The organism is Streptococcus ruminantium, assembly GCF_003609975.1.
Classification (GTDB): domain Bacteria; phylum Bacillota; class Bacilli; order Lactobacillales; family Streptococcaceae; genus Streptococcus; species Streptococcus ruminantium.
This window is the reverse complement of record NZ_AP018400.1, coordinates 22,458-40,841: the sequence shown is the minus strand read 5'-3', so window position 1 is coordinate 40,841 and position 18,384 is coordinate 22,458. Positions and strand designations below refer to the sequence as shown.

Below are 18,384 nucleotides of genomic sequence, written 5' to 3'. Positions count from 1 at the left end.
TTGACAAAGTTGACAACTCTGTCAAGTTGGATTGACAACCCCATATCTTATTTAACATTTTCAATATAAAAACTTGTTTTTTCTTCTAAGCTACGAAGATATTCTTCTTCATAATCGTAGAGTGGGGTAGGAAACTCTCCATCAAAGTAAGCTACACATAGTCCCCCTTTCGGATCCTTCGTATCAATGCCGATAGAGTCAATCAGACCTTCTAAGGAAAGGTAAGTCAAACTATCCGCCCCAATAATCTCACAGACCTCATCTACACTGTGATTAGCAGAAATCAACTCTCTGCGTGTCTGAATATCAATTCCATAAAAGCATGGATACTTGAGTTCTGGACTTCCAATTGCTACATGGATTTCCTTTGCCCCTGCATCACGCAAGAGTTGAACAATCCGACGACTGGTCGTTCCACGAACGATAGAATCATCAATCATCACCACTCGTTTGTCTTTGATCACACTGGAAACAGCCGATAATTTCATCCGGACCCCCTGTTCTCGTAGTTCTTGAGTTGGTTGAATAAAGGTTCGTTGAATATACTGATTTTTAATTAGTCCCATTTCATTTGGCAAACCGGATTCTTCCGCAAAACCCATAGCAACAGATAAAGAAGAATTTGGAACACCGATAACAATATCTGCCTCATGTTGAAATTCCTGCGCCAAACGACGTCCCATCTTTTTTCTTGCCGTATGGACATTGACACCATGAATAACAGAATCTGGGCGGGCAAAGTAAACATACTCCATAGAACAGACTGCAAGCTGAGTATCTGTTGTATAGGTATCATAATGGACACCACTATCATCAATAATAACAATTTCACCCGGTTCCACATCTCGAACCCACTCAGCTCCAATGACTTCAAAGGCACAGGTTTCACTGGCAACTACCCAAGCCCCGTTTTTCATTTTACCAATAGAAAGAGGACGAAAACCATTTGGATCCAAGGCTGCAACCAGCCGATCTTCTAGCATAATCAAGTAAGCAAAGCCCCCCTTGACTGTATTCAATGCTTCCTTAATTTTCCCCATCACATCTGTATTACGACTACGACGAATCAAATGCATAAGAATTTCCGTATCTGATGAACTGGAGAAAATCGAACCAGTCTTTTCTAGCTCAGCCTTCAAGCTCACAGCATTGGTTAAGTTTCCATTATGAGCCAACCCGACTTGCATATCTGAAAAATCAAAGAGAAAGGGCTGAATATTACGGATAGAAGCCGACCCTGACGTTGCATAGCGAGTATGACCAATAGCTGCTCTTCCTGTCAAACGTTCCAAGTCCTCAGAGTTCTTAAAAACTTCTGCAATCAAGCCCATATCACGATGGTGTCTCAAATATCCTGCATCATTAGACAGAATTCCTGCCCCTTCTTGTCCACGATGTTGCAAACTATGCAAACCAAAATAAGCAACTTGTGCGGCCTGAGGATGTCCCCAAATACCGAAAATTCCACATTCTTCATTGAGTGATTTTACTTCGTATGTCATCTTAATTTCCCTGTAAAGTAGCGTACTGCTGAAACAAATAATCCTTGGTCTTTGTTCCCTGGAATATTTTGAAATAGTCCTTCTTCATAACGTTCTGAGTGTCCCATTTTCCCTATTATTTGACCGTTTCGGCTAGTGATTCCTTCAATCGCATGACTGGAACCGTTTGGATTGTACTTAGAGTCCATGCTAGGTCGCCCTGTAAAGTCAACATATTGACTAAAGATTTGTCCATTGTCTCGTAATATCTCAAATTCTTCATCGCTTACGACAAATTTCCCCTCCCCATGAGAAACGGGAATGGTATGAATATCTCCCACCTGCACACCTGCCAACCATGGTGAATTGATGTTTGAAATTCTTGTCTCCACCATTTTAGCTACATGCTGATTGGCATCATTGTAGAAGAGAGTAGGACTCGTTTCCCCTATCTCCTCAAAGTTGCCATACGGCAGTAGGCCTGATTTAACAAGAGCTTGAAAACCATTACAGATACCGATGATAAGTCCACCTTTTTCGATGAAGCGGTCAATAGCAGAGCGGACTTTACTGTTTCGTAAGATGGTCACGATAAACTTAGCAGATCCATCTGGTTCATCCGCAGCCGAGAATCCACCTGCAAAGAAGAGAATATTTGCCTTGTCAATATTGTCAACCATCCTGTCAACTGATTGTTCAATACTTTCCATATTTAAAGTTAAAAATGGCACTAATTTGACCCTAGCACCGGCCTGTTCAAAGGCCTTGGCTGAATCATATTCCGAGTTTGTTCCTGGGAAGACTGGAATATAAACCAGAGGTTGCTCAACTTTTTCCTTGGCTTTACTCACTGTACTTACTGCTACTGTAGGAACTGCCTGTAGCTTTTCAGCCTGTTGAAACTCTGTTGGATAAATATTTTCTAACCTACCTTCAAAAGCTGCCTGTAAGCGACTTCCTTCTAACTTGACACCATTGACAAGCAATGTAAAGTCTGCTGTTGTCTGTCCAATTTTCACTGCCTCTGGAATGTCTTCCGACGATGTAAAAACGAAACCTCCCAATTGACCTGTTAAACAATTTTCTAAAGAATCCAATTCAACTTCTGCACCAATTCGGTTCCCAAAAGACATGAGGGCTAAACTTTCTAGAACTCCACCATATTTAACTGCACTCGCAGCCGTAATCCGATAAGCGCTCTGCCATTTTTCAAAAGTCTCAAAATTTGATTTGATAAGGTTAAAATCAATATTTTCTGATAAAACTTGGCCTGGAAGGTAATAGACATATTCTTGCGTTGCTTTAAATTCCGGTGAAAGGACCTTGCTACTATCTGCTGTTGTCACACCAAATGCAACCAAGGTTGGTGGAACGGTCAACTCCTCAAAAGTACCAGACATTGAATCCTTACCACCAATAGACGGCAAGCCAAGCTGAATCTGAGCCTCAATAGAACCAAGAAGAGCTGCCACCGGTTGACCAAAACGCTCTGCTTGCTTGTCCATACGTTCAAAATATTCCTGATAAGAAAAACGTGCCTTAGACCATTCAGCTCCTGTTGCTACCAAGCGAGCTGTCGCTTCAACGACCGCATAAGCTGCACCATGGTATGGAGACCACTCGGCTAAATAAGGATGATAGCCCTGAGCAATAACTGAAGCGGTTGTTGTCACACCGTGTTCTACTGGTAACTTCTGAACAGAACTTTCCGTCGGTGTCAACTGATAGCGACCACCGATTGGATGATTGATAGTTGATCGACCAACAGAACTATCAAAAATCGTTTGCAACCCCTTTTGACTAGTATGATTGAGATCAGAAAGAAGATCCTCTACATCAACTTGTAAGGTTTTGACCGAAGTTCTACGTACTTCTGGAAGGTTGACACTCTTGTCAATCACCTTGACTTCAACCTCTACACGGACGCCATTACTATTTAGAAAAGAACGTTCGATATCAACAATAACTTGTCCATTCCAAATCATGACCAAATTCGGTTTTTCGGTAACCTTTGCCACTACTACTGCATAGATATTTTCTTCTTGACAAGCTGCAATAAATGTTTCTACATTTTCTGGAGCAACCACTACGCTCATTCGTTCCTGAGATTCAGAAATAGCAATCTCTGTTCCATTCAATCCTGAATATTTAAGTGGAATCTTGTTCAAATCAATTTCCAAACCATCTGCCAGTTCACCAATTGCAACACAAACACCACCTGCGCCGAAGTCATTCGATTTTTTAATGAGACGAGTCACCTCCCCTTTACGAAAAAGGCGTTGAATCTTACGTTCTTCAATGGCATTTCCTTTTTGAACTTCTGCTCCAGCTGTTTCTACTGACTCAATCGTCTGAACTTTTGATGAACCCGTTGCTCCACCAATGCCATCTCGTCCTGTCTTCCCGCCAAGTAAGATAACCATATCACCAGCTACCGGTTTTTCACGGACTACATTTTCTTTTGGAGCGGCGCCTACTACAGCTCCTAATTCCATTCGCTTAGCAACAAAGCCCGGATGGAAGTATTCACGTACATAAGTTGTTGCAAGTCCAATCTGGTTCCCATAAGACGAGTATCCTTGAGCCGCTGTCTTTGAAATGATTTGCTGCGGCAACTTCCCTTCACGGGTAGCCGATAGAGGCTGAGTAATATCACCCGCTCCAGAAATTCGCATAGCCTGATAGACATAAGAACGACCAGAAAGCGGATCACGGATAGCACCACCGATACAGGTCGCTGCACCACCAAAAGGTTCAATTTCTGTTGGATGGTTATGAGTCTCATTCTTGAACATAAGAAGCCAAGGTTCCCTAACACCATCCACATCTACTTCAATTTCAATGGAACAAGCATTGATTTCATCTGAAACTTCCATATCATCCAAACGACCATTTGCTCGCTCATAACGGGCAAAAATCGTTGCCATATCCATGAGAGTTTGTGGCTTATCTATACGGTCTAATTCTTCCCGCATCGCTAAATACTTGTCATAAGTTGCCTGCAACTGCTTCTGGAATTTTGAAGCAGAAAAATCAATGGATTTTAGCTCTGTTTCAAAAGTAGTGTGGCGGCAATGATCTGACCAATACGTATCTAGAACCTTAAGCTCCGTTTCTGTCGGTACCCGACCAATGGACTTAAAATAATCCTGAATAAAGAGCAGGTCTTCCACTTCCATAGCTAAGCCAACCTCACGCTTGTAGACTACAAAATCTTCTGCCGTATAGCTTGTAAAAAAGTCTAAATCTGGAATGATGGTATCTGATGCTGAAAATTCCTGGGCTACTAAGGAAGAATCCATATCCTTGAAACGAGAGTCTACAGGATTGAGAAGATATTTCTTAATGGCAACTAGCTCTTCTTCTTGCACACTTTCATTCAAGATGTAGAGCTGACCTGTATGAACACGCACATTCTGACGACTGCCCAATAAGCGTAGAGCTTCTTGACTGCTTGCCGCGCGCTGGTCAAATTGCCCCGGAAGAGCTTCAATTGCAAAATAAATTGCATTATCTAGGTCCAATTCCGTCTCAGTTAGGACCTTGTCTGTTACTTGTTCAGTAAAAATATGCTTAACAGCCTCTTCAAGCAAGTCATCCTCAAGATTAAAAACATCATAAACCTGCACCAAGCGCAGACTAGATAGACTAGTCAGTTGCAAACTATCTATCAGTTCCTTCAGTAAAACCTTCGACTTAATCTGAAAATCTGCCTTCTTCTCAACAAAAATCCGCTTAGCCATACAAGATATCACTCCCTATTTCAATTCTTCTAACTTTTCCAATACAACCTCATAAACATCAGTCAATTGTCCGAGCCCCCTACGAAAAACATCTTTATCTAGATGATTACCATCCGCATCCCACAAGCGACAGTTGTCAGGAGAAAACTCATCTGCCAATAAGATTTGCCCAGTCTGATTAATCCCAAATTCTAACTTAAAATCCACCAATTTCAGACCAATCTGCGCAAATAAATCTTGCAAAAAGCGATTGATACGTCGCGTCTCTTCTTTAATATAAGCAACTTCTTCCTGACTGGCCAACTTTAGAAAAGCTACATGTTCATCGTTGATAAAAGGATCGTTTAGCTCATCTTTTTTATAATAAAACTCCACAATAGGACTAACCAGCTCCATTCCTTCCGCTATCCCAAATCGCTTAGAAAATGACCCTGCCGCCACATTTCTCAAAACAACTTCCAGAGGAATAATATCCACTTTCTGATTGAGCTGTTCAGTATCAGAAAGGCGCTTAATAAAATGAGTTTTAATACCAGCAGCATTCATCTTTTCAAAAATCAAAGAAGAAATCAGATTATTGAGTCTCCCCTTTCCAATGATCCGTTCCTTTTTCTCTCCATTAAAGGCTGTTGCTTGATCTTTGTAAACTGCCACAATTTTCCGTTCATCAATCGTGGCATAAATATCTTTAGCTTTTCCTGAATAGATGCAGTTTGTTTTCATAAGAATGTTCGTCTTTCGTTAAAAATTCTAATTTTTTCGTTTATTTTAACATATATAATTCGCGTTTACAACAAACTTGTTGTAACTATTGTGAAAATAACGAAAAACGTCCGTAATTTACGAACGTTTTTCTATTTTATCATAAATAAAATCAACAATATCAGATAAGATTTCAAAGTGCTCAATAGCCTCATCTGGAACAGCTACGCTAAACTCATCTTCCAAATCGAGAACAAATTCCATGACTTCAACCGAATCCTGCGCAATAGTATCATTTAAAGAAGAACTGGGCTCAACAATAAAATCATCCCCCTTTTCATCTTGAATTAAATCAACAATTCGCTGATAAACTTGCTCTTTAGTCATGTTTTTCCTCCACTACCGAAAACTTCTTAACAGATTTTTCTACAATATCAGCCTCCAAAATAGAACGAGTCTGCTGGATTGTATAGAAAATGGACTGGGCATCGCTGGAACCGTGAGCTTTAATGACCGGTGCCTTCAGCCCAAGCAAGACTGCACCACCAGCCTTCTTATAGTCCATAGCACTTAGTGCTTTTTTCAAAGTTGGCTTAACCAAGAGCCCCCCCAATTTTGCCAGAAAGCCACCATTTTTTATGGAGCCTGTTAGCTGACCAACAATCGACTTCGCAGTTCCCTCAATAGTTTTCAGCACAGCGTTTCCCGTGAAACCATCCGTTACAACGACATCTGCCACACTGTTTAACAGCTCACGCGCCTCTACATTACCGATAAAATGAATAGAGGGATCCTCAGACAAGAGGGTATAAGCTTGTTGATGAATAGGTGTTCCCTTGGTATTCTCTGTTCCATTGTTTAAAAGACCAACACGAGGATTTTTAACACCCCGAACATGTTCTGCATAAAATGACCCAAGAATACCATATTGATAAAGGTGATGAGCTGTGTTTTCAGCATTTGCCCCCAAATCCATCATATCAAAACACTGACCATCCATGGTCGGTAAAGTAGACATAAGACCAGGACGATCAATATTTTTAACACGTCCAACCACAAAGACACCTGCTGCCAAAAGAGCACCAGTATTACCAGCTGATAAAACCGCATCTGCCGTACCCTCTTTTACAGCCTTAGTTGCTAGCACCATAGAAGCATTTTTCTTTCGACGAATGGCCCTTACTGGCTCATCATCCGAGCTAATTTTCTCATCTGTATGGATGATACTTACCCGTTCTGTCGCTGTCAAATACTGTTTAATTTTTGTCTCATCTCCATAGAGTTGAACTTCAATATCTGGAAAAGCAACTAAAGCCTGATTGACACCTTCGACAACAGACTGAGGGGCATGATCCCCACCCATGGCATCTACTGCAATACGTTTCATTCTACTTCCTCATTCTCTCTTCTTGTTTTCATAATTTGTCCCCAAGCAGGCAAATTATCAATAAATTTCTTGGATTTCAAATGGAGTCCCACATACTCCTCATACAATTGGTCAATAAAAAGTCGTAACTTCCGCTTCATGTCAGGCTTAATCGAGATTGTTTCCAAATCGTCAAAGGAAATAGCCTGAAATTGATTAAGCAGGTAAAGAACATTTGGATCCAGATAGGCCCGTCGCTCGTCCTCTTGATAATGCTGTGGACATAGGACACCACTATACTTGTAGGAATAGTCAAAGGGTAAACCAATCCGATGACAAAAGACACATTCATGAAAATTTAAATGAATCCCAAATCTCCCTAGAATCTGAATCTCAAAAATATTGGTCAGCACCTCATGGTCCAATCCCAACTCCATCAAGTCCAAGGTCTTGACTAAAAAAACAAAGAGAGCTGGATCATAAACCTTATCCTGCAAAGCAGCATCCGCTAGAGCCAAAATATAGGTTGCATAGCTAAGCTTGAAAATATCTCCATTGATAGATTTAAAAGGCTGCACTTGATGAAAATCTTCGATATAAGATAGCCCATCATCATTGATTTTGACAATAAAATCCGCACAAGTCAAGGGTTGTATAGAAGCCATCAACTTAGACCTAGAAGCATGTTTTACGAAAAACATTCGCTTGCCAGACTTCTCCGTAAAAATCTTAACTAGCTTATCATCTTCTCGGAAATTCCGATTGTAAAGGACCAAGCCTCTCGTTTCAATTCGTTCCATTTTCTTCCAAATATTCTTTCAAACGGATCATGGCTACTTGAATATTCTCCATACTTGCCGCATAAGAAATCCGTATATAACCTTCACCATACTGGCCAAAGGCTGCACCTGGAATAAAGGCTACCGCTTTCTTTCTCGCAAAATCTTGTAAAAAACTAAAAGAATCTTGGTTGTAACCCGTAGGAATTTTAGCAAAGATATAAAACGCCCCATCAGGCTTAATAATTCCAAAGCCCATCTCTGTCATTTTCTCAATGATATAATCCCTGCGCTTAATATATTCCGCCCGCATCGGTAGAGCATCATCCTTACCATTTTTTAAAGCTTCAACCGCACCATATTGCATAGCTGTTGCCGCTGCTGTTACAAGATACTGATGACTTTTAATAATCTGAGCAATTATTGGAGCCTGACTCATAATCAAACCAATCCGCCAGCCTGTCATAGCATGAGATTTGGATAGACCCTGAATTAAAATAGTCTGCTCTGGTAAAAACTCAGCTATTGATGTATGTGCCTGACCTGTATAAGTCAACTCAGCATAAACTTCATCAGATAAAACAAACACAGGATACCTACTCAATACATCTGCCAAAGCTTTAATCTGTTCACGCGAATAGGTTATACCAGTTGGATTGGCAGGATAGTTAAGAATAACTGCTTTGAGTTTATCTCCTTGTTCAATAATTGCCTCTTCCAACGTCTCAGGTGTCAAGACGAAATTATTTGACGTTGTATCCATTTCAACAACATCGGCTCCTACCATATTAACAATCGGCTCATAGCCTGGATAAGCAGGAGCAGGCAAAAGGACAGTATCCCCAGGCTCTAAAATAGCAAGTAAGCTAGCTGATAGAGCCTCCGTTGCTCCAATTGTGGACAAAATCTCACTCTCAGGCTTATAGAACAACCCATATTTTTCTGCTACAAATTCGGCAGCAGCCTGACGCAGTTCCCAAAGTCCAGCCATTCCCGTATAATAACTTTGATTGGCCTCAATAGCAGCTCTAGCAGCAGCCTTTACATGATCTGGCGTTGTAAAATCAGGTTCTCCCAGGGTCAATTTTAAAATACCAGGTATATCTGAAATTGACTGATCAAATTGACGAATCATTGAAACCTCAATCCGATTTAAATTTTTATTAAAACGATTCAATAAATTCATCCTACACCTCAAAAATATATAAAACTATTATAATATATTTTAAAAATAAATGTAAAAAAGAAGAGCCACCCGACCCTTCCCTATACTTATTTGACACAACTTGTTTCAAATAAAGGCGATAATGGACGCTTTTCATGAATACGAATGATTGCTTCTGCCAATAATTCTGCAGTCGAAATATGCTCAATTTTATCAATCAAGCGCTCCTCAGCGATTTCAATCGTATCCAATACCACCAATTTCTTAATAGCTGATTTGCTAATATTATCCATAGCAGGTCCTGATAATACTGGGTGAGTACATGAAGCATAGACAGCTGTTGCACCTGCTTCCGCTAAAGCATCGGCAGCATGACAAATCGTACCCGCAGTATCAATCATATCATCAATTAGGATACACGTTTTGCCCTTAATGTCTCCGATAATGTTCATAACTTCTGAGGTGTTCATCTTATCAACACTCCGGCGTTTATCAATAATTGCGATGGAAGTCTTTAAAAATTGAGCTAATTTACGAGCACGAGTAACACCACCATGGTCCGGTGACACAACCACGTAACCATCACCCATCATGCCACGACGTTCAAAGTAATCAGCAATCAGCGGAGCTCCCATCAAATGATCTACAGGAATATCAAAAAAGCCTTGAATTTGAGCAGCGTGTAAATCAATCGTCAACAGACGATCAACTCCTGCAGTTTCCAGCATATTAGCCACTAGTTTTGAAGTAATAGGCTCACGAGCACGAGCTTTACGATCCTGACGTGCATAACCATAATAAGGCATTACTACGTTTACTGATTCTGCTGATGCACGTTTAAGAGCATCAACCATAATCAAAATTTCCATTAAATTGTCATTAACTGGTGAACTAGTCGACTGAAGAATATATACCTGAGTTCCACGAATAGATTCTTCAATATTTACCTGAATCTCACCATCTGAAAATTGACGAACACTTGATTTTCCCAAAGGAATTCCTATTTTTTTCGACACTTGTTCAGCTAATTTCTGATTTGACGAAAGAGCGAACAATTTTAAGTCAGTAAACGCCATGACAGCCTCCTCTATATTTCTACCTCTATTATTTTAACGCTTTTTACTCCATTTTTCAAACGAAATCAGATAAGAAAATACTGACACATCAAAAATCTTGAAACAGGAATAGTTTTATTTTTATAAATTCTTCATCAGTAGCTTCATATCTTAGCACATAAAAATAAAAAAGCAAACAAACATAGAAATCTGGTTCCCAGAAAACTATAATTGTTTACTTCCTATTTTTATTCTAAGATTTTTCCTAGGGTCTTCATTATCTTGCGTGAATATACCAAGTCACACCATCGGCTACTGGATTGAACCACCCACGGAAGTTCCCGACATAGCGGTTACCCATATAATTTGACTCTGTAACTTGAATATTGGTTGAGCTTTCTACAGCAGTTACAACTGCTACGTGCCCGTAACCACCACCATAACCATTAGCACCTGACCAAACAGCTATTGCACCAACGGCCGGAGTTGTGTCTACACGGAAACCTTCCGCACGTGCACTAGCTGCCCAGTTCTGGGCATCACCCCAAAATGGACCAACCCATGAAAGTTGTGACTTAACTCCCCATGTACACTCACCAACTGGATAAGAAGAAGCATCATAACGCGCATTACTTACAGCTGCTGAACGACTAACACCAGTTGATGCAGAAGCAGTTGGTGCTGATACCGACTGAGCAGATGTAGCAATAGTTTGAGCTAACATAGCAGCTGCAGGAGCTGATGCAACCGGTGCTACTACTGAAACAGCTTGTTGCTGAGCTAAGGCAGCTTGTTGCGCCTGATACTCTGCTTGACGAGCAGCAGCCTGACGAGCAGCCTCCTCTGCAATTGCCTTTTTCTCAAGCAATGCATTCTTTTCACCTTCAGCAGTCGCTTTTTCAGCTGCCAAATTTAACTTTGCTGCTTCTAACTCTGCCTGACGAACTTGAAGTGTTTGAGCATCATCTGCTAATTTTTGACGATTAGCAGCTAATGTAGTAATCGCTTCTTGATTGGCTTTTTGTTTTACAATAATCGCTTCTTTATCAGCCTTCTGCTGTTCTAACATACGGTTATTAGCAGAAACAATTTCACGCATCGCATTGACACGAGAAACAGCATCAACGATTGACTTTGAATCTAAAATAGTGTTGATATAACTTGAAGCAGAACCATCAATCTGAGCGCTCCGAGCCTGCTTTTTCAAAGCATCATCACGCGACACAATATCAGCAGATAGTCGCTCAATATCGGCAGCCAAGGTTCTTGACTCTGCCTCTAAACGGGCATTTTCTTCTGTCAATTTTGCCTGTTCAGCAACAATTGCATCAACTTTCCCTTGAATATCATCAACTTGTTGCTGGGCTGCAGCTTGCTGAGCCGTAAGTTCGTTAATCTGTTGATTTTTCGCTGCAATTTGACTGTCTACATCGTTTGCACCAATCACAGCCACACCATTCACATTTGACAGAACGACTGAACTTAACATCAATGTAGCTAAGATTTTTTTCTTCATAAACAAACGCAACCCCTCTATACTTTCTGACTCTCTCATTTTATCAAAATAATTAGGTAAGTATATTACGCAATTATTACATTTTTATGTCTTGTTTGTTATCCCAAATAAGCGTTCTAGTAAAGGTTGTAAAACTAAAAATAACAACAAATTAAATACTAAACTTGGGAGCAGCTTGTTGAAAACAAAAATAAATACTGATAAGTTCGTCATATGAAAAATACGAGCAAACAAGTAGCTAATAAATTCAAATTGAAAAACTACCACCAATAAAATCAGAGCGTTAAGTCCACGCTTCCTATCAGACCCTTGAAAGAAAAAGTAGATGCAGTAACCAACTAGAGGAAAAGTTGTTATGGCAATACCAATTAACCCAAGATAGCTAATATCATATATCAACCCCAATAGAGTAAATACCAACAATGAAAATCTGACTGAAACATAGTTAGCGTAGAAGATAGCCAACATAAACACCAAATGACTTGAAACAGAAAATAAGTCCACCGACCAATTTGTTACCAATGTCGATAGTTGCCCATCAACTAGTAGCAACACAAATAAAACAGGGAACATAAATACTTCTACTAATTTATTGCGCATTTTACTGCCCTACCACTAAAACTGAATAGATAGATGAAAAACTAGCTGTTGGTTTTACATAAACTTCCCTATTAAAATTATTACTACTTGATTTAACTGATAAAACCTTACCAATCTGAATATTAGCAGGAGTATCACCAGCTAAATCACTTGTAACAACGTTACTTCCCACCGCAATTTCATCTGCAGAGTTTAATTGATTGATAACAAAACTATTAGAATCCATATCATATCTTGCTAAAATACCATATAGCTCTTTAGAACCAGCTGAAATTTTAACGGGTAACTTTGAAAACTCATCGGAGTTCGTAAATAATTTTACGACAGAAGAATTAGTATTTACTGAACTAATCACACCAATCAATCCTCCATTGGCAATTACAAGAGCATTCTCCATTACACTGTCAACCTTACCAACATTGATCGTAACATGCTCAGACCAAGATGAGGGTGTTCGCACCAAGACAGAACCCGAAATAAATTTTTTCTCAGGAAAAGATGATGTAATTCCTAAGTTGTTCCTCAATGATTCATTCTCTGCTTTTAAATTAGCATTTTCAGCCGCCATTCTTTCTAAATTCATGACCGCTATTTTTAATTGTTTATTTTCTTTATAAGTGTCCAACAAATCATTCAGAACTTCCTTTTGTTCAGAAAAAAATCTAGTCGGAATAGAAATAGCAGACTGTATAGGGGCAACAACTGCATTTATAACATTATTCAACAAAGGAATTTGTACTCCCTTTGAAAAAGTCACAAACAAAAGGGAAAAAGAAAGTAGTATAAAAACTGAAATAACAACAACTAATTTTGAAAATTTATTCATAATAGCCTCTTCACTAAGATACAATAAAACGAGAATATCAAGTGATAATCTCGTTCATTACGGAGAATAAGGGATTCGAACCCTTGCGCCAGTTACCCGACCTAACGATTTAGCAAACCGTCCTCTTCAGCCTCTTGAGTAATTCTCCACTATTATATATGGGCACGAGTGGAATCGAACCACCGACCTCACGCTTATCAGGCGTGCGCTCTAACCATCTGAGCTACGCGCCCAAGATAATAAAACTTGGACAAAGGACAAAGTCAAAACATGGCGCGAGACGGAATCGAACCGCCGACACATGGAGCTTCAATCCATTGCTCTACCAACTGAGCTACCGAGCCGAATTCTTAAACAATTGCGGGAGCAGGATTTGAACCTACGACCTTCGGGTTATGAGCCCGACGAGCTACCTAGCTGCTCCATCCCGCGACAACAATATAATCGTACTCAGACAAAAAGCCTAATAAGATGGACTTCCTAAAGTCTTCGTAACTCAAGGAGGATGTGGGATTCGAACCCACGCACGCTTTTACACGCCTGACGGTTTTCAAGACCGTTCCCTTCAGCCGGACTTGGGTAATCCTCCAATATGGACCTTGTAGGACTTGAACCTACGACCGCTCGGTTATGAGCCGAGAGCTCTAACCAGCTGAGCTAAAGGTCCAGCAAACAAGAATATAGCGGCGAAGGGGATCGAACCCCCGACCTCCCGGGTATGAACCGGACGCTCTAGCCAGCTGAGCTACACCGCCAAATAAAAATAAATCATAATCGGGAAGACAGGATTCGAACCTGCGACACCTTGGTCCCAAACCAAGTACTCTACCAAGCTGAGCTACTTCCCGTTATCATTAAAAATAAAGCTCCCCTAACGTCTCCATTAAGCGAGTGATGCACCCTAGAGGATTCGAACCTCTAACCGCCTGATTCGTAGTCAGGTACTCTATCCAGTTGAGCTAAGGGTGCTCTATCATATCCTACATGCCGAGGACCGGAATCGAACCGGTACGATGTTGCCATCGCAGGATTTTAAGTCCTGTGCGTCTGCCTGTTCCGCCACCCCGGCCTCTCCTAAGCGAACGACGGGATTCGAACCCGCGACCCCCACCTTGGCAAGGTGGTGTTCTACCACTGAACTACGTTCGCATCCTTTCACTATGCCGGCTACATGACTTGAACACGCGACCCTCTGATTACAAATCAGATGCTCTACCAACTGAGCTAAGCCGGCCTAATATATTCCTATGCGGGTTAAGGGACTTGAACCCCCACGCCCGAAAGCGCCAGATCCTAAATCTGGTGCGTCTGCCAATTCCGCCAAACCCGCATATGACTCGTGCTGGGCTCGAACCAGCGACCCATTGATTAAAAGTCAATTGCTCTACCAACTGAGCTAACGAGTCTGTTAATTCTTCAATCCAAAAACACAACTCTTGCATCCTTGAACAAACGGTCCCGACGGGAATCGAACCCGCGATCTTCGCCGTGACAGGGCGACGTGATAACCGCTACACTACGGGACCTATTGTATTTCTACAAAAATGGGAGTTAACGGGATCGAACCGCTGACCCTCTGCTTGTAAGGCAGATGCTCTCCCAGCTGAGCTAAACTCCCATATCTGGCAGCTTAACTCAGTGGGTTCCCCTGTCGTGCGCTAACGCTTCGACAAAGTCGGATAAAATCCTCCTTAGCTGAGCTAAACTCCCTTCTGGAGATCTCTCTCCAATAGTGCTAAGCAACTACCGTATCTCACAGGGGGCAACCCCCAACTACTTCAGGCGTTCTAGGGCTTAACTTCTGTGTTCGGCATGGGTACAGGTGTATCTCCTAGGCTATCGTCACTTAACTGTGAATGAATTCGTATGAGAAAAAATTTCTCATTACTCATATTGTCCATTCAAAATTGAATATCTATATTCTAACAAGAAACCAATCGCTTGTCAATATTGACTCGTGAGTAATTGTACTCGGGCTAAATCCTTGGAAAAAAGATAACCTGCCTTGTATGCAAGCATACTGCGTTAGGTTCCTATTTTTCAGGCGGATTTGACGCCCTCGTTACTTAGTTTGGATAAGTCCTCGGACGATTAGTATTGGTCCGCTACATGCCTCACAGCACTTCCACTCCCAACCTATCTACCTCATCTTCTCTAAGGGTCCTTACTGATTCAAAATCATGGGAAATCTCATCTTGAGGTGGGTTTCACACTTAGATGCTTTCAGCGTTTATCCCGTCCCTACATAGCTACCCAGCGATGCCTTTGGCAAGACAACTGGTACACCAGCGGTAAGTCCACTCTGGTCCTCTCGTACTAGGAGCAGATCCTCTCAAATTTCCTACGCCCGCGACGGATAGGGACCGAACTGTCTCACGACGTTCTGAACCCAGCTCGCGTGCCGCTTTAATGGGCGAACAGCCCAACCCTTGGGACCGACTACAGCCCCAGGATGCGACGAGCCGACATCGAGGTGCCAAACCTCCCCGTCGATGTGAACTCTTGGGGGAGATAAGCCTGTTATCCCCAGGGTAGCTTTTATCCGTTGAGCGATGGCCCTTCCATACGGAACCACCGGATCACTAAGCCCGACTTTCGTCCCTGCTCGAGTTGTTGCTCTCGCAGTCAAGCTCCCTTATACCTTTACACTCTGCGATTGATTTCCAACCAATCTGAGGGAACCTTTGGGCGCCTCCGTTACCTTTTAGGAGGCGACCGCCCCAGTCAAACTGCCCGTCAGACACTGTCTCCGATAGGGATTACCTATCTGGGTTAGAGTAGCCATAACACAAGGGTAGTATCCCAACAGCGCCTCAAACGAAACTGGCGTCCCGTTCTCTTAGGCTCCTACCTATCCTGTACATGTGGTACAGATACTCAATATCAAACTGCAGTAAAGCTCCATGGGGTCTTTCCGTCCTGTCGCGGGTAACCTGCATCTTCACAGGTACTAAAATTTCACCGAGTCTCTCGTTGAGACAGTGCCCAAATCATTACGCCTTTCGTGCGGGTCGGAACTTACCCGACAAGGAATTTCGCTACCTTAGGACCGTTATAGTTACGGCCGCCGTTTACTGGGGCTTCAATTCATACCTTCGCTTACGCTAAGCACTCCTCTTAACCTTCCAGCACCGGGCAGGCGTCACCCCCTATACATCATCTTACGATTTAGCAGAGAGCTGTGTTTTTGATAAACAGTTGCTTGGGCCTATTCACTGCGGCTGTCCATAAGACAGCACCCCTTCTCCCGAAGTTACGGGGTCATTTTGCCGAGTTCCTTAACGAGAGTTCTCTCGATCACCTGAGGCTACTCGCCTCGACTACCTGTGTCGGTTTGCGGTACGGGTAGAGTATGATACATCGCTAGAAGCTTTTCTTGGCAGTGTGACGTCACTAACTTCGCTACTAAACTTCGCTCCCCATCACAGCTCAACCTTAAAGATACAAGCATTTAACTCATACCAAGCCTCACTGCTTAGACGGGCACTTCCAATCGCCCGCTTTAGTTAGCCTACTGCGTCCCTCCATCACTTCATACTCTAGTACAGGAATATCAACCTGTTGGCCATCGGATACACCGTTCGGTCTCTCCTTAGGTCCCGACTAACCCAGGGCGGACGAGCCTTCCCCTGGAAACCTTAGTCTTACGGTGGACAGGATTCTCACCTGTCTTTCGCTACTCATACCGGCATTCTCACTTCTATACGCTCCAGCACTCCTCACGGTATGCCTTCACCGCATATAGAACGCTCTCCTACCATGACCTCAAAGGTCATCCACAGCTTCGGTAAACTATTTTAGCCCCGGTACATTTTCGGCGCAGGGTCACTCGACTAGTGAGCTATTACGCACTCTTTGAATGAATAGCTGCTTCTAAGCTAACATCCTAGTTGTCTGTGCAACCCCACATCCTTTTCCACTTAATAGTTATTTTGGGACCTTAGCTGGTGGTCTGGGCTGTTTCCCTTTCGACTACGGATCTTAGCACTCGCAGTCTGACTGCCGACCATAATTACTTGGCATTCGGAGTTTATCTGAAATCAGTAAACCGAGATGGCCCCCTCATCCAAACAGTGCTCTACCTCCAAGAATCTTTATGTCGACGCTAGCCCTAAAGCTATTTCGGAGAGAACCAGCTATCTCCAAGTTCGTTTGGAATTTCTCCGCTACCCACAAGTCATCCAAGCACTTTTCAACGTGCCCTGGTTCGGTCCTCCAGTGCGTCTTACCGCACCTTCAACCTGCTCATGGGTAGGTCACATGGTTTCGGGTCTACGTCATAATACTAATGCGCCCTTTTCAGACTCGGTTTCCCTTCGGCTCCGTCTCTTCAACTTAACCTCGCATCATAACGTAACTCGCCGGTTCATTCTACAAAAGGCACGCTCTCACCCATTAACGGGCTCGAACTTCTTGTAGGCACACGGTTTCAGGTTCTATTTCACTCCCCTTCCGGGGTACTTTTCACCTTTCCCTCACGGTACTGGTTCACTATCGGTCACTAGAGAGTATTTAGGGTTGGGAGATGGTCCTCCCGGATTCCGACGAGATTTCGCGTGTCTCGCCGTACTCAGGATACTGCTAGGTATATCATCGATTTCGACTACAGGGCTATTACCTCCTCTGGCTGACCTTCCCAAGTCATTCGTCTATCAATCATAAGTCCACATCGCAGTCCTACAACCCCAGAGAGTAAACTCTCTGGTTTGCCCTCCTGCCGGTTCGCTCGCCGCTACTAAGGCAATCGCTTTTGCTTTCTCTTCCTGCAGCTACTTAGATGTTTCAGTTCACTGCGTCTTCCCTCCTACATCCTTAACAGATGTGGATACTAGCCATCTAGCTAGTGGGTTCCCCCATTCGGATATCCATGGATCAATGCTTACTTACAGCTCCCCAAGGCATTTCGTCGTTTGTCACGTCCTTCTTCGGCTTCTAGTGCCAAGGCATCCACCGTGCGCCCTTATTAACTTAACCTTATTAACCTAGTTCTTTTAACTAGAATTCTCATTAATTCACAGCGTTTCGGTTTATTTTCTTGTTACTATTCATTTATTTCTTAAAATAAATGGAATTTGATATAGATATTCAATTTTCAATGGACAAAGATAGGATACAAAGACCATTCCCACAATGGGACATTTTTGTAGAAAA

General features: G+C 42.3%; 11 protein-coding genes, 16 tRNA genes and 2 rRNA genes. All 29 read right to left on the bottom strand.

Annotated elements, in window-relative coordinates:
- Nucleotides 1-47: 47 nt before the first annotated feature.
- Complete coding sequence (purF, locus tag SR187_RS00265) at nucleotides 48-1,502, bottom strand: amidophosphoribosyltransferase (RefSeq protein ID WP_120171152.1); 1,455 nt, start codon at nucleotides 1,500-1,502, stop codon at nucleotides 48-50.
- Complete coding sequence (locus tag SR187_RS00260) at nucleotides 1,499-5,224, bottom strand: phosphoribosylformylglycinamidine synthase (RefSeq protein ID WP_120171150.1); 3,726 nt, start codon at nucleotides 5,222-5,224, stop codon at nucleotides 1,499-1,501. The genes purF and SR187_RS00260 overlap by 4 nt, the downstream gene beginning before the upstream one ends.
- A gap of 15 nt (nucleotides 5,225-5,239) precedes the next feature.
- A complete protein-coding gene (gene purC, locus SR187_RS00255) occupies nucleotides 5,240-5,947 on the bottom strand; it encodes a phosphoribosylaminoimidazolesuccinocarboxamide synthase (RefSeq protein WP_024533083.1) in 708 nt (235 codons plus the stop codon).
- 117 nt (nucleotides 5,948-6,064) lie between these two features.
- Nucleotides 6,065-6,313: a phosphopantetheine-binding protein gene (locus tag SR187_RS00250; protein WP_024533084.1), complete on the bottom strand. Its 249-nt coding sequence runs from the start codon at nucleotides 6,311-6,313 to the stop codon at nucleotides 6,065-6,067.
- On the bottom strand, nucleotides 6,306-7,313 hold the full coding sequence (plsX, locus tag SR187_RS00245; RefSeq protein WP_120171147.1) for a phosphate acyltransferase PlsX: 1,008 nt from the start codon (nucleotides 7,311-7,313) through the stop codon (nucleotides 6,306-6,308). The genes SR187_RS00250 and plsX overlap by 8 nt, the downstream gene beginning before the upstream one ends.
- Complete coding sequence (gene recO / locus SR187_RS00240) at nucleotides 7,310-8,092, bottom strand: DNA repair protein RecO (protein ID WP_024533086.1); 783 nt, start codon at nucleotides 8,090-8,092, stop codon at nucleotides 7,310-7,312. The genes plsX and recO overlap by 4 nt, the downstream gene beginning before the upstream one ends.
- Nucleotides 8,079-9,257 (bottom strand): pyridoxal phosphate-dependent aminotransferase, encoded by a 1,179-nt coding sequence (locus tag SR187_RS00235; RefSeq protein ID WP_024533087.1) that lies wholly within the window; start codon nucleotides 9,255-9,257, stop codon nucleotides 8,079-8,081. Before SR187_RS00235 ends, recO begins: the two co-directional genes overlap by 14 nt.
- A gap of 86 nt (nucleotides 9,258-9,343) precedes the next feature.
- Nucleotides 9,344-10,312, bottom strand: coding sequence for a ribose-phosphate diphosphokinase (locus SR187_RS00230; RefSeq protein ID WP_024533088.1), 969 nt, complete (start codon nucleotides 10,310-10,312; stop codon nucleotides 9,344-9,346).
- A gap of 256 nt (nucleotides 10,313-10,568) precedes the next feature.
- Nucleotides 10,569-11,807, bottom strand: a complete 1,239-nt coding sequence (pcsB, locus tag SR187_RS00225; protein WP_120171145.1) for a peptidoglycan hydrolase PcsB — start codon at nucleotides 11,805-11,807, stop codon at nucleotides 10,569-10,571.
- Nucleotides 11,808-11,891: 84 nt separating this feature from the next.
- Entirely contained in the window at nucleotides 11,892-12,407 is a 516-nt protein-coding gene (mreD, locus tag SR187_RS00220; RefSeq protein ID WP_120171143.1) for a rod shape-determining protein MreD, read from the bottom strand.
- A gap of 1 nt (nucleotide 12,408) precedes the next feature.
- Nucleotides 12,409-13,233 carry a rod shape-determining protein MreC gene (gene mreC / locus SR187_RS00215; protein ID WP_029751473.1) on the bottom strand — a complete coding sequence of 275 codons (825 nt, stop codon included), beginning with the start codon at nucleotides 13,231-13,233 and terminating at the stop codon, nucleotides 12,409-12,411.
- Nucleotides 13,234-13,293: 60 nt separating this feature from the next.
- Nucleotides 13,294-13,381 (bottom strand) — tRNA-Ser (locus SR187_RS00210).
- An 11-nt stretch (nucleotides 13,382-13,392) separates the two neighbouring features.
- Nucleotides 13,393-13,466: transfer RNA gene (locus tag SR187_RS00205), tRNA-Ile, on the bottom strand.
- Nucleotides 13,467-13,504: 38 nt separating this feature from the next.
- Nucleotides 13,505-13,577: transfer RNA gene (locus tag SR187_RS00200), tRNA-Phe, on the bottom strand.
- Nucleotides 13,578-13,591: 14 nt separating this feature from the next.
- Nucleotides 13,592-13,665, bottom strand: a tRNA-Met gene (locus tag SR187_RS00195).
- 67 nt (nucleotides 13,666-13,732) lie between these two features.
- Nucleotides 13,733-13,822: transfer RNA gene (locus SR187_RS00190), tRNA-Ser, on the bottom strand.
- Nucleotides 13,823-13,826: 4 nt separating this feature from the next.
- A tRNA-Ile gene (locus SR187_RS00185) sits at nucleotides 13,827-13,900 on the bottom strand.
- A gap of 14 nt (nucleotides 13,901-13,914) precedes the next feature.
- Nucleotides 13,915-13,988: transfer RNA gene (locus SR187_RS00180), tRNA-Met, on the bottom strand.
- A gap of 19 nt (nucleotides 13,989-14,007) precedes the next feature.
- Nucleotides 14,008-14,081: transfer RNA gene (locus SR187_RS00175), tRNA-Pro, on the bottom strand.
- A gap of 47 nt (nucleotides 14,082-14,128) precedes the next feature.
- Nucleotides 14,129-14,202: transfer RNA gene (locus SR187_RS00170), tRNA-Arg, on the bottom strand.
- Between the two features lie 16 nt (nucleotides 14,203-14,218).
- Nucleotides 14,219-14,302 (bottom strand) — tRNA-Leu (locus tag SR187_RS00165).
- 8 nt (nucleotides 14,303-14,310) lie between these two features.
- Nucleotides 14,311-14,382 (bottom strand) — tRNA-Gly (locus tag SR187_RS00160).
- Nucleotides 14,383-14,394: 12 nt separating this feature from the next.
- Nucleotides 14,395-14,467 (bottom strand) — tRNA-Thr (locus SR187_RS00155).
- Nucleotides 14,468-14,481: 14 nt separating this feature from the next.
- Nucleotides 14,482-14,563: transfer RNA gene (locus tag SR187_RS00150), tRNA-Leu, on the bottom strand.
- A gap of 3 nt (nucleotides 14,564-14,566) precedes the next feature.
- A tRNA-Lys gene (locus SR187_RS00145) sits at nucleotides 14,567-14,639 on the bottom strand.
- Nucleotides 14,640-14,686: 47 nt separating this feature from the next.
- Nucleotides 14,687-14,759: transfer RNA gene (locus SR187_RS00140), tRNA-Asp, on the bottom strand.
- Nucleotides 14,760-14,778: 19 nt separating this feature from the next.
- Nucleotides 14,779-14,851, bottom strand: a tRNA-Val gene (locus tag SR187_RS00135).
- A 116-nt stretch (nucleotides 14,852-14,967) separates the two neighbouring features.
- Nucleotides 14,968-15,083 (bottom strand): 5S ribosomal RNA (rrf, locus tag SR187_RS00130).
- 221 nt (nucleotides 15,084-15,304) lie between these two features.
- Nucleotides 15,305-18,207, bottom strand: a 23S ribosomal RNA gene (locus SR187_RS00125).
- Nucleotides 18,208-18,384 lie beyond the last annotated feature (177 nt).

Coding starts and splice junctions, on each gene's coding strand:
- purF (WP_120171152.1), bottom strand. CDS start 1,502: ATGACATACGAAGTAAAATCACTCAATGAAGAATGTGGAATTTTCGGT.
- SR187_RS00260 (WP_120171150.1), bottom strand. CDS start 5,224: ATGGCTAAGCGGATTTTTGTTGAGAAGAAGGCAGATTTTCAGATTAAG.
- purC (WP_024533083.1), bottom strand. CDS start 5,947: ATGAAAACAAACTGCATCTATTCAGGAAAAGCTAAAGATATTTATGCC.
- SR187_RS00250 (WP_024533084.1), bottom strand. CDS start 6,313: ATGACTAAAGAGCAAGTTTATCAGCGAATTGTTGATTTAATTCAAGAT.
- plsX (WP_120171147.1), bottom strand. CDS start 7,313: ATGAAACGTATTGCAGTAGATGCCATGGGTGGGGATCATGCCCCTCAG.
- recO (WP_024533086.1), bottom strand. CDS start 8,092: ATGGAACGAATTGAAACGAGAGGCTTGGTCCTTTACAATCGGAATTTC.
- SR187_RS00235 (WP_024533087.1), bottom strand. CDS start 9,257: ATGAATTTATTGAATCGTTTTAATAAAAATTTAAATCGGATTGAGGTT.
- SR187_RS00230 (WP_024533088.1), bottom strand. CDS start 10,312: ATGGCGTTTACTGACTTAAAATTGTTCGCTCTTTCGTCAAATCAGAAA.
- pcsB (WP_120171145.1), bottom strand. CDS start 11,807: ATGAAGAAAAAAATCTTAGCTACATTGATGTTAAGTTCAGTCGTTCTG.
- mreD (WP_120171143.1), bottom strand. CDS start 12,407: ATGCGCAATAAATTAGTAGAAGTATTTATGTTCCCTGTTTTATTTGTG.
- mreC (WP_029751473.1), bottom strand. CDS start 13,233: ATGAATAAATTTTCAAAATTAGTTGTTGTTATTTCAGTTTTTATACTA.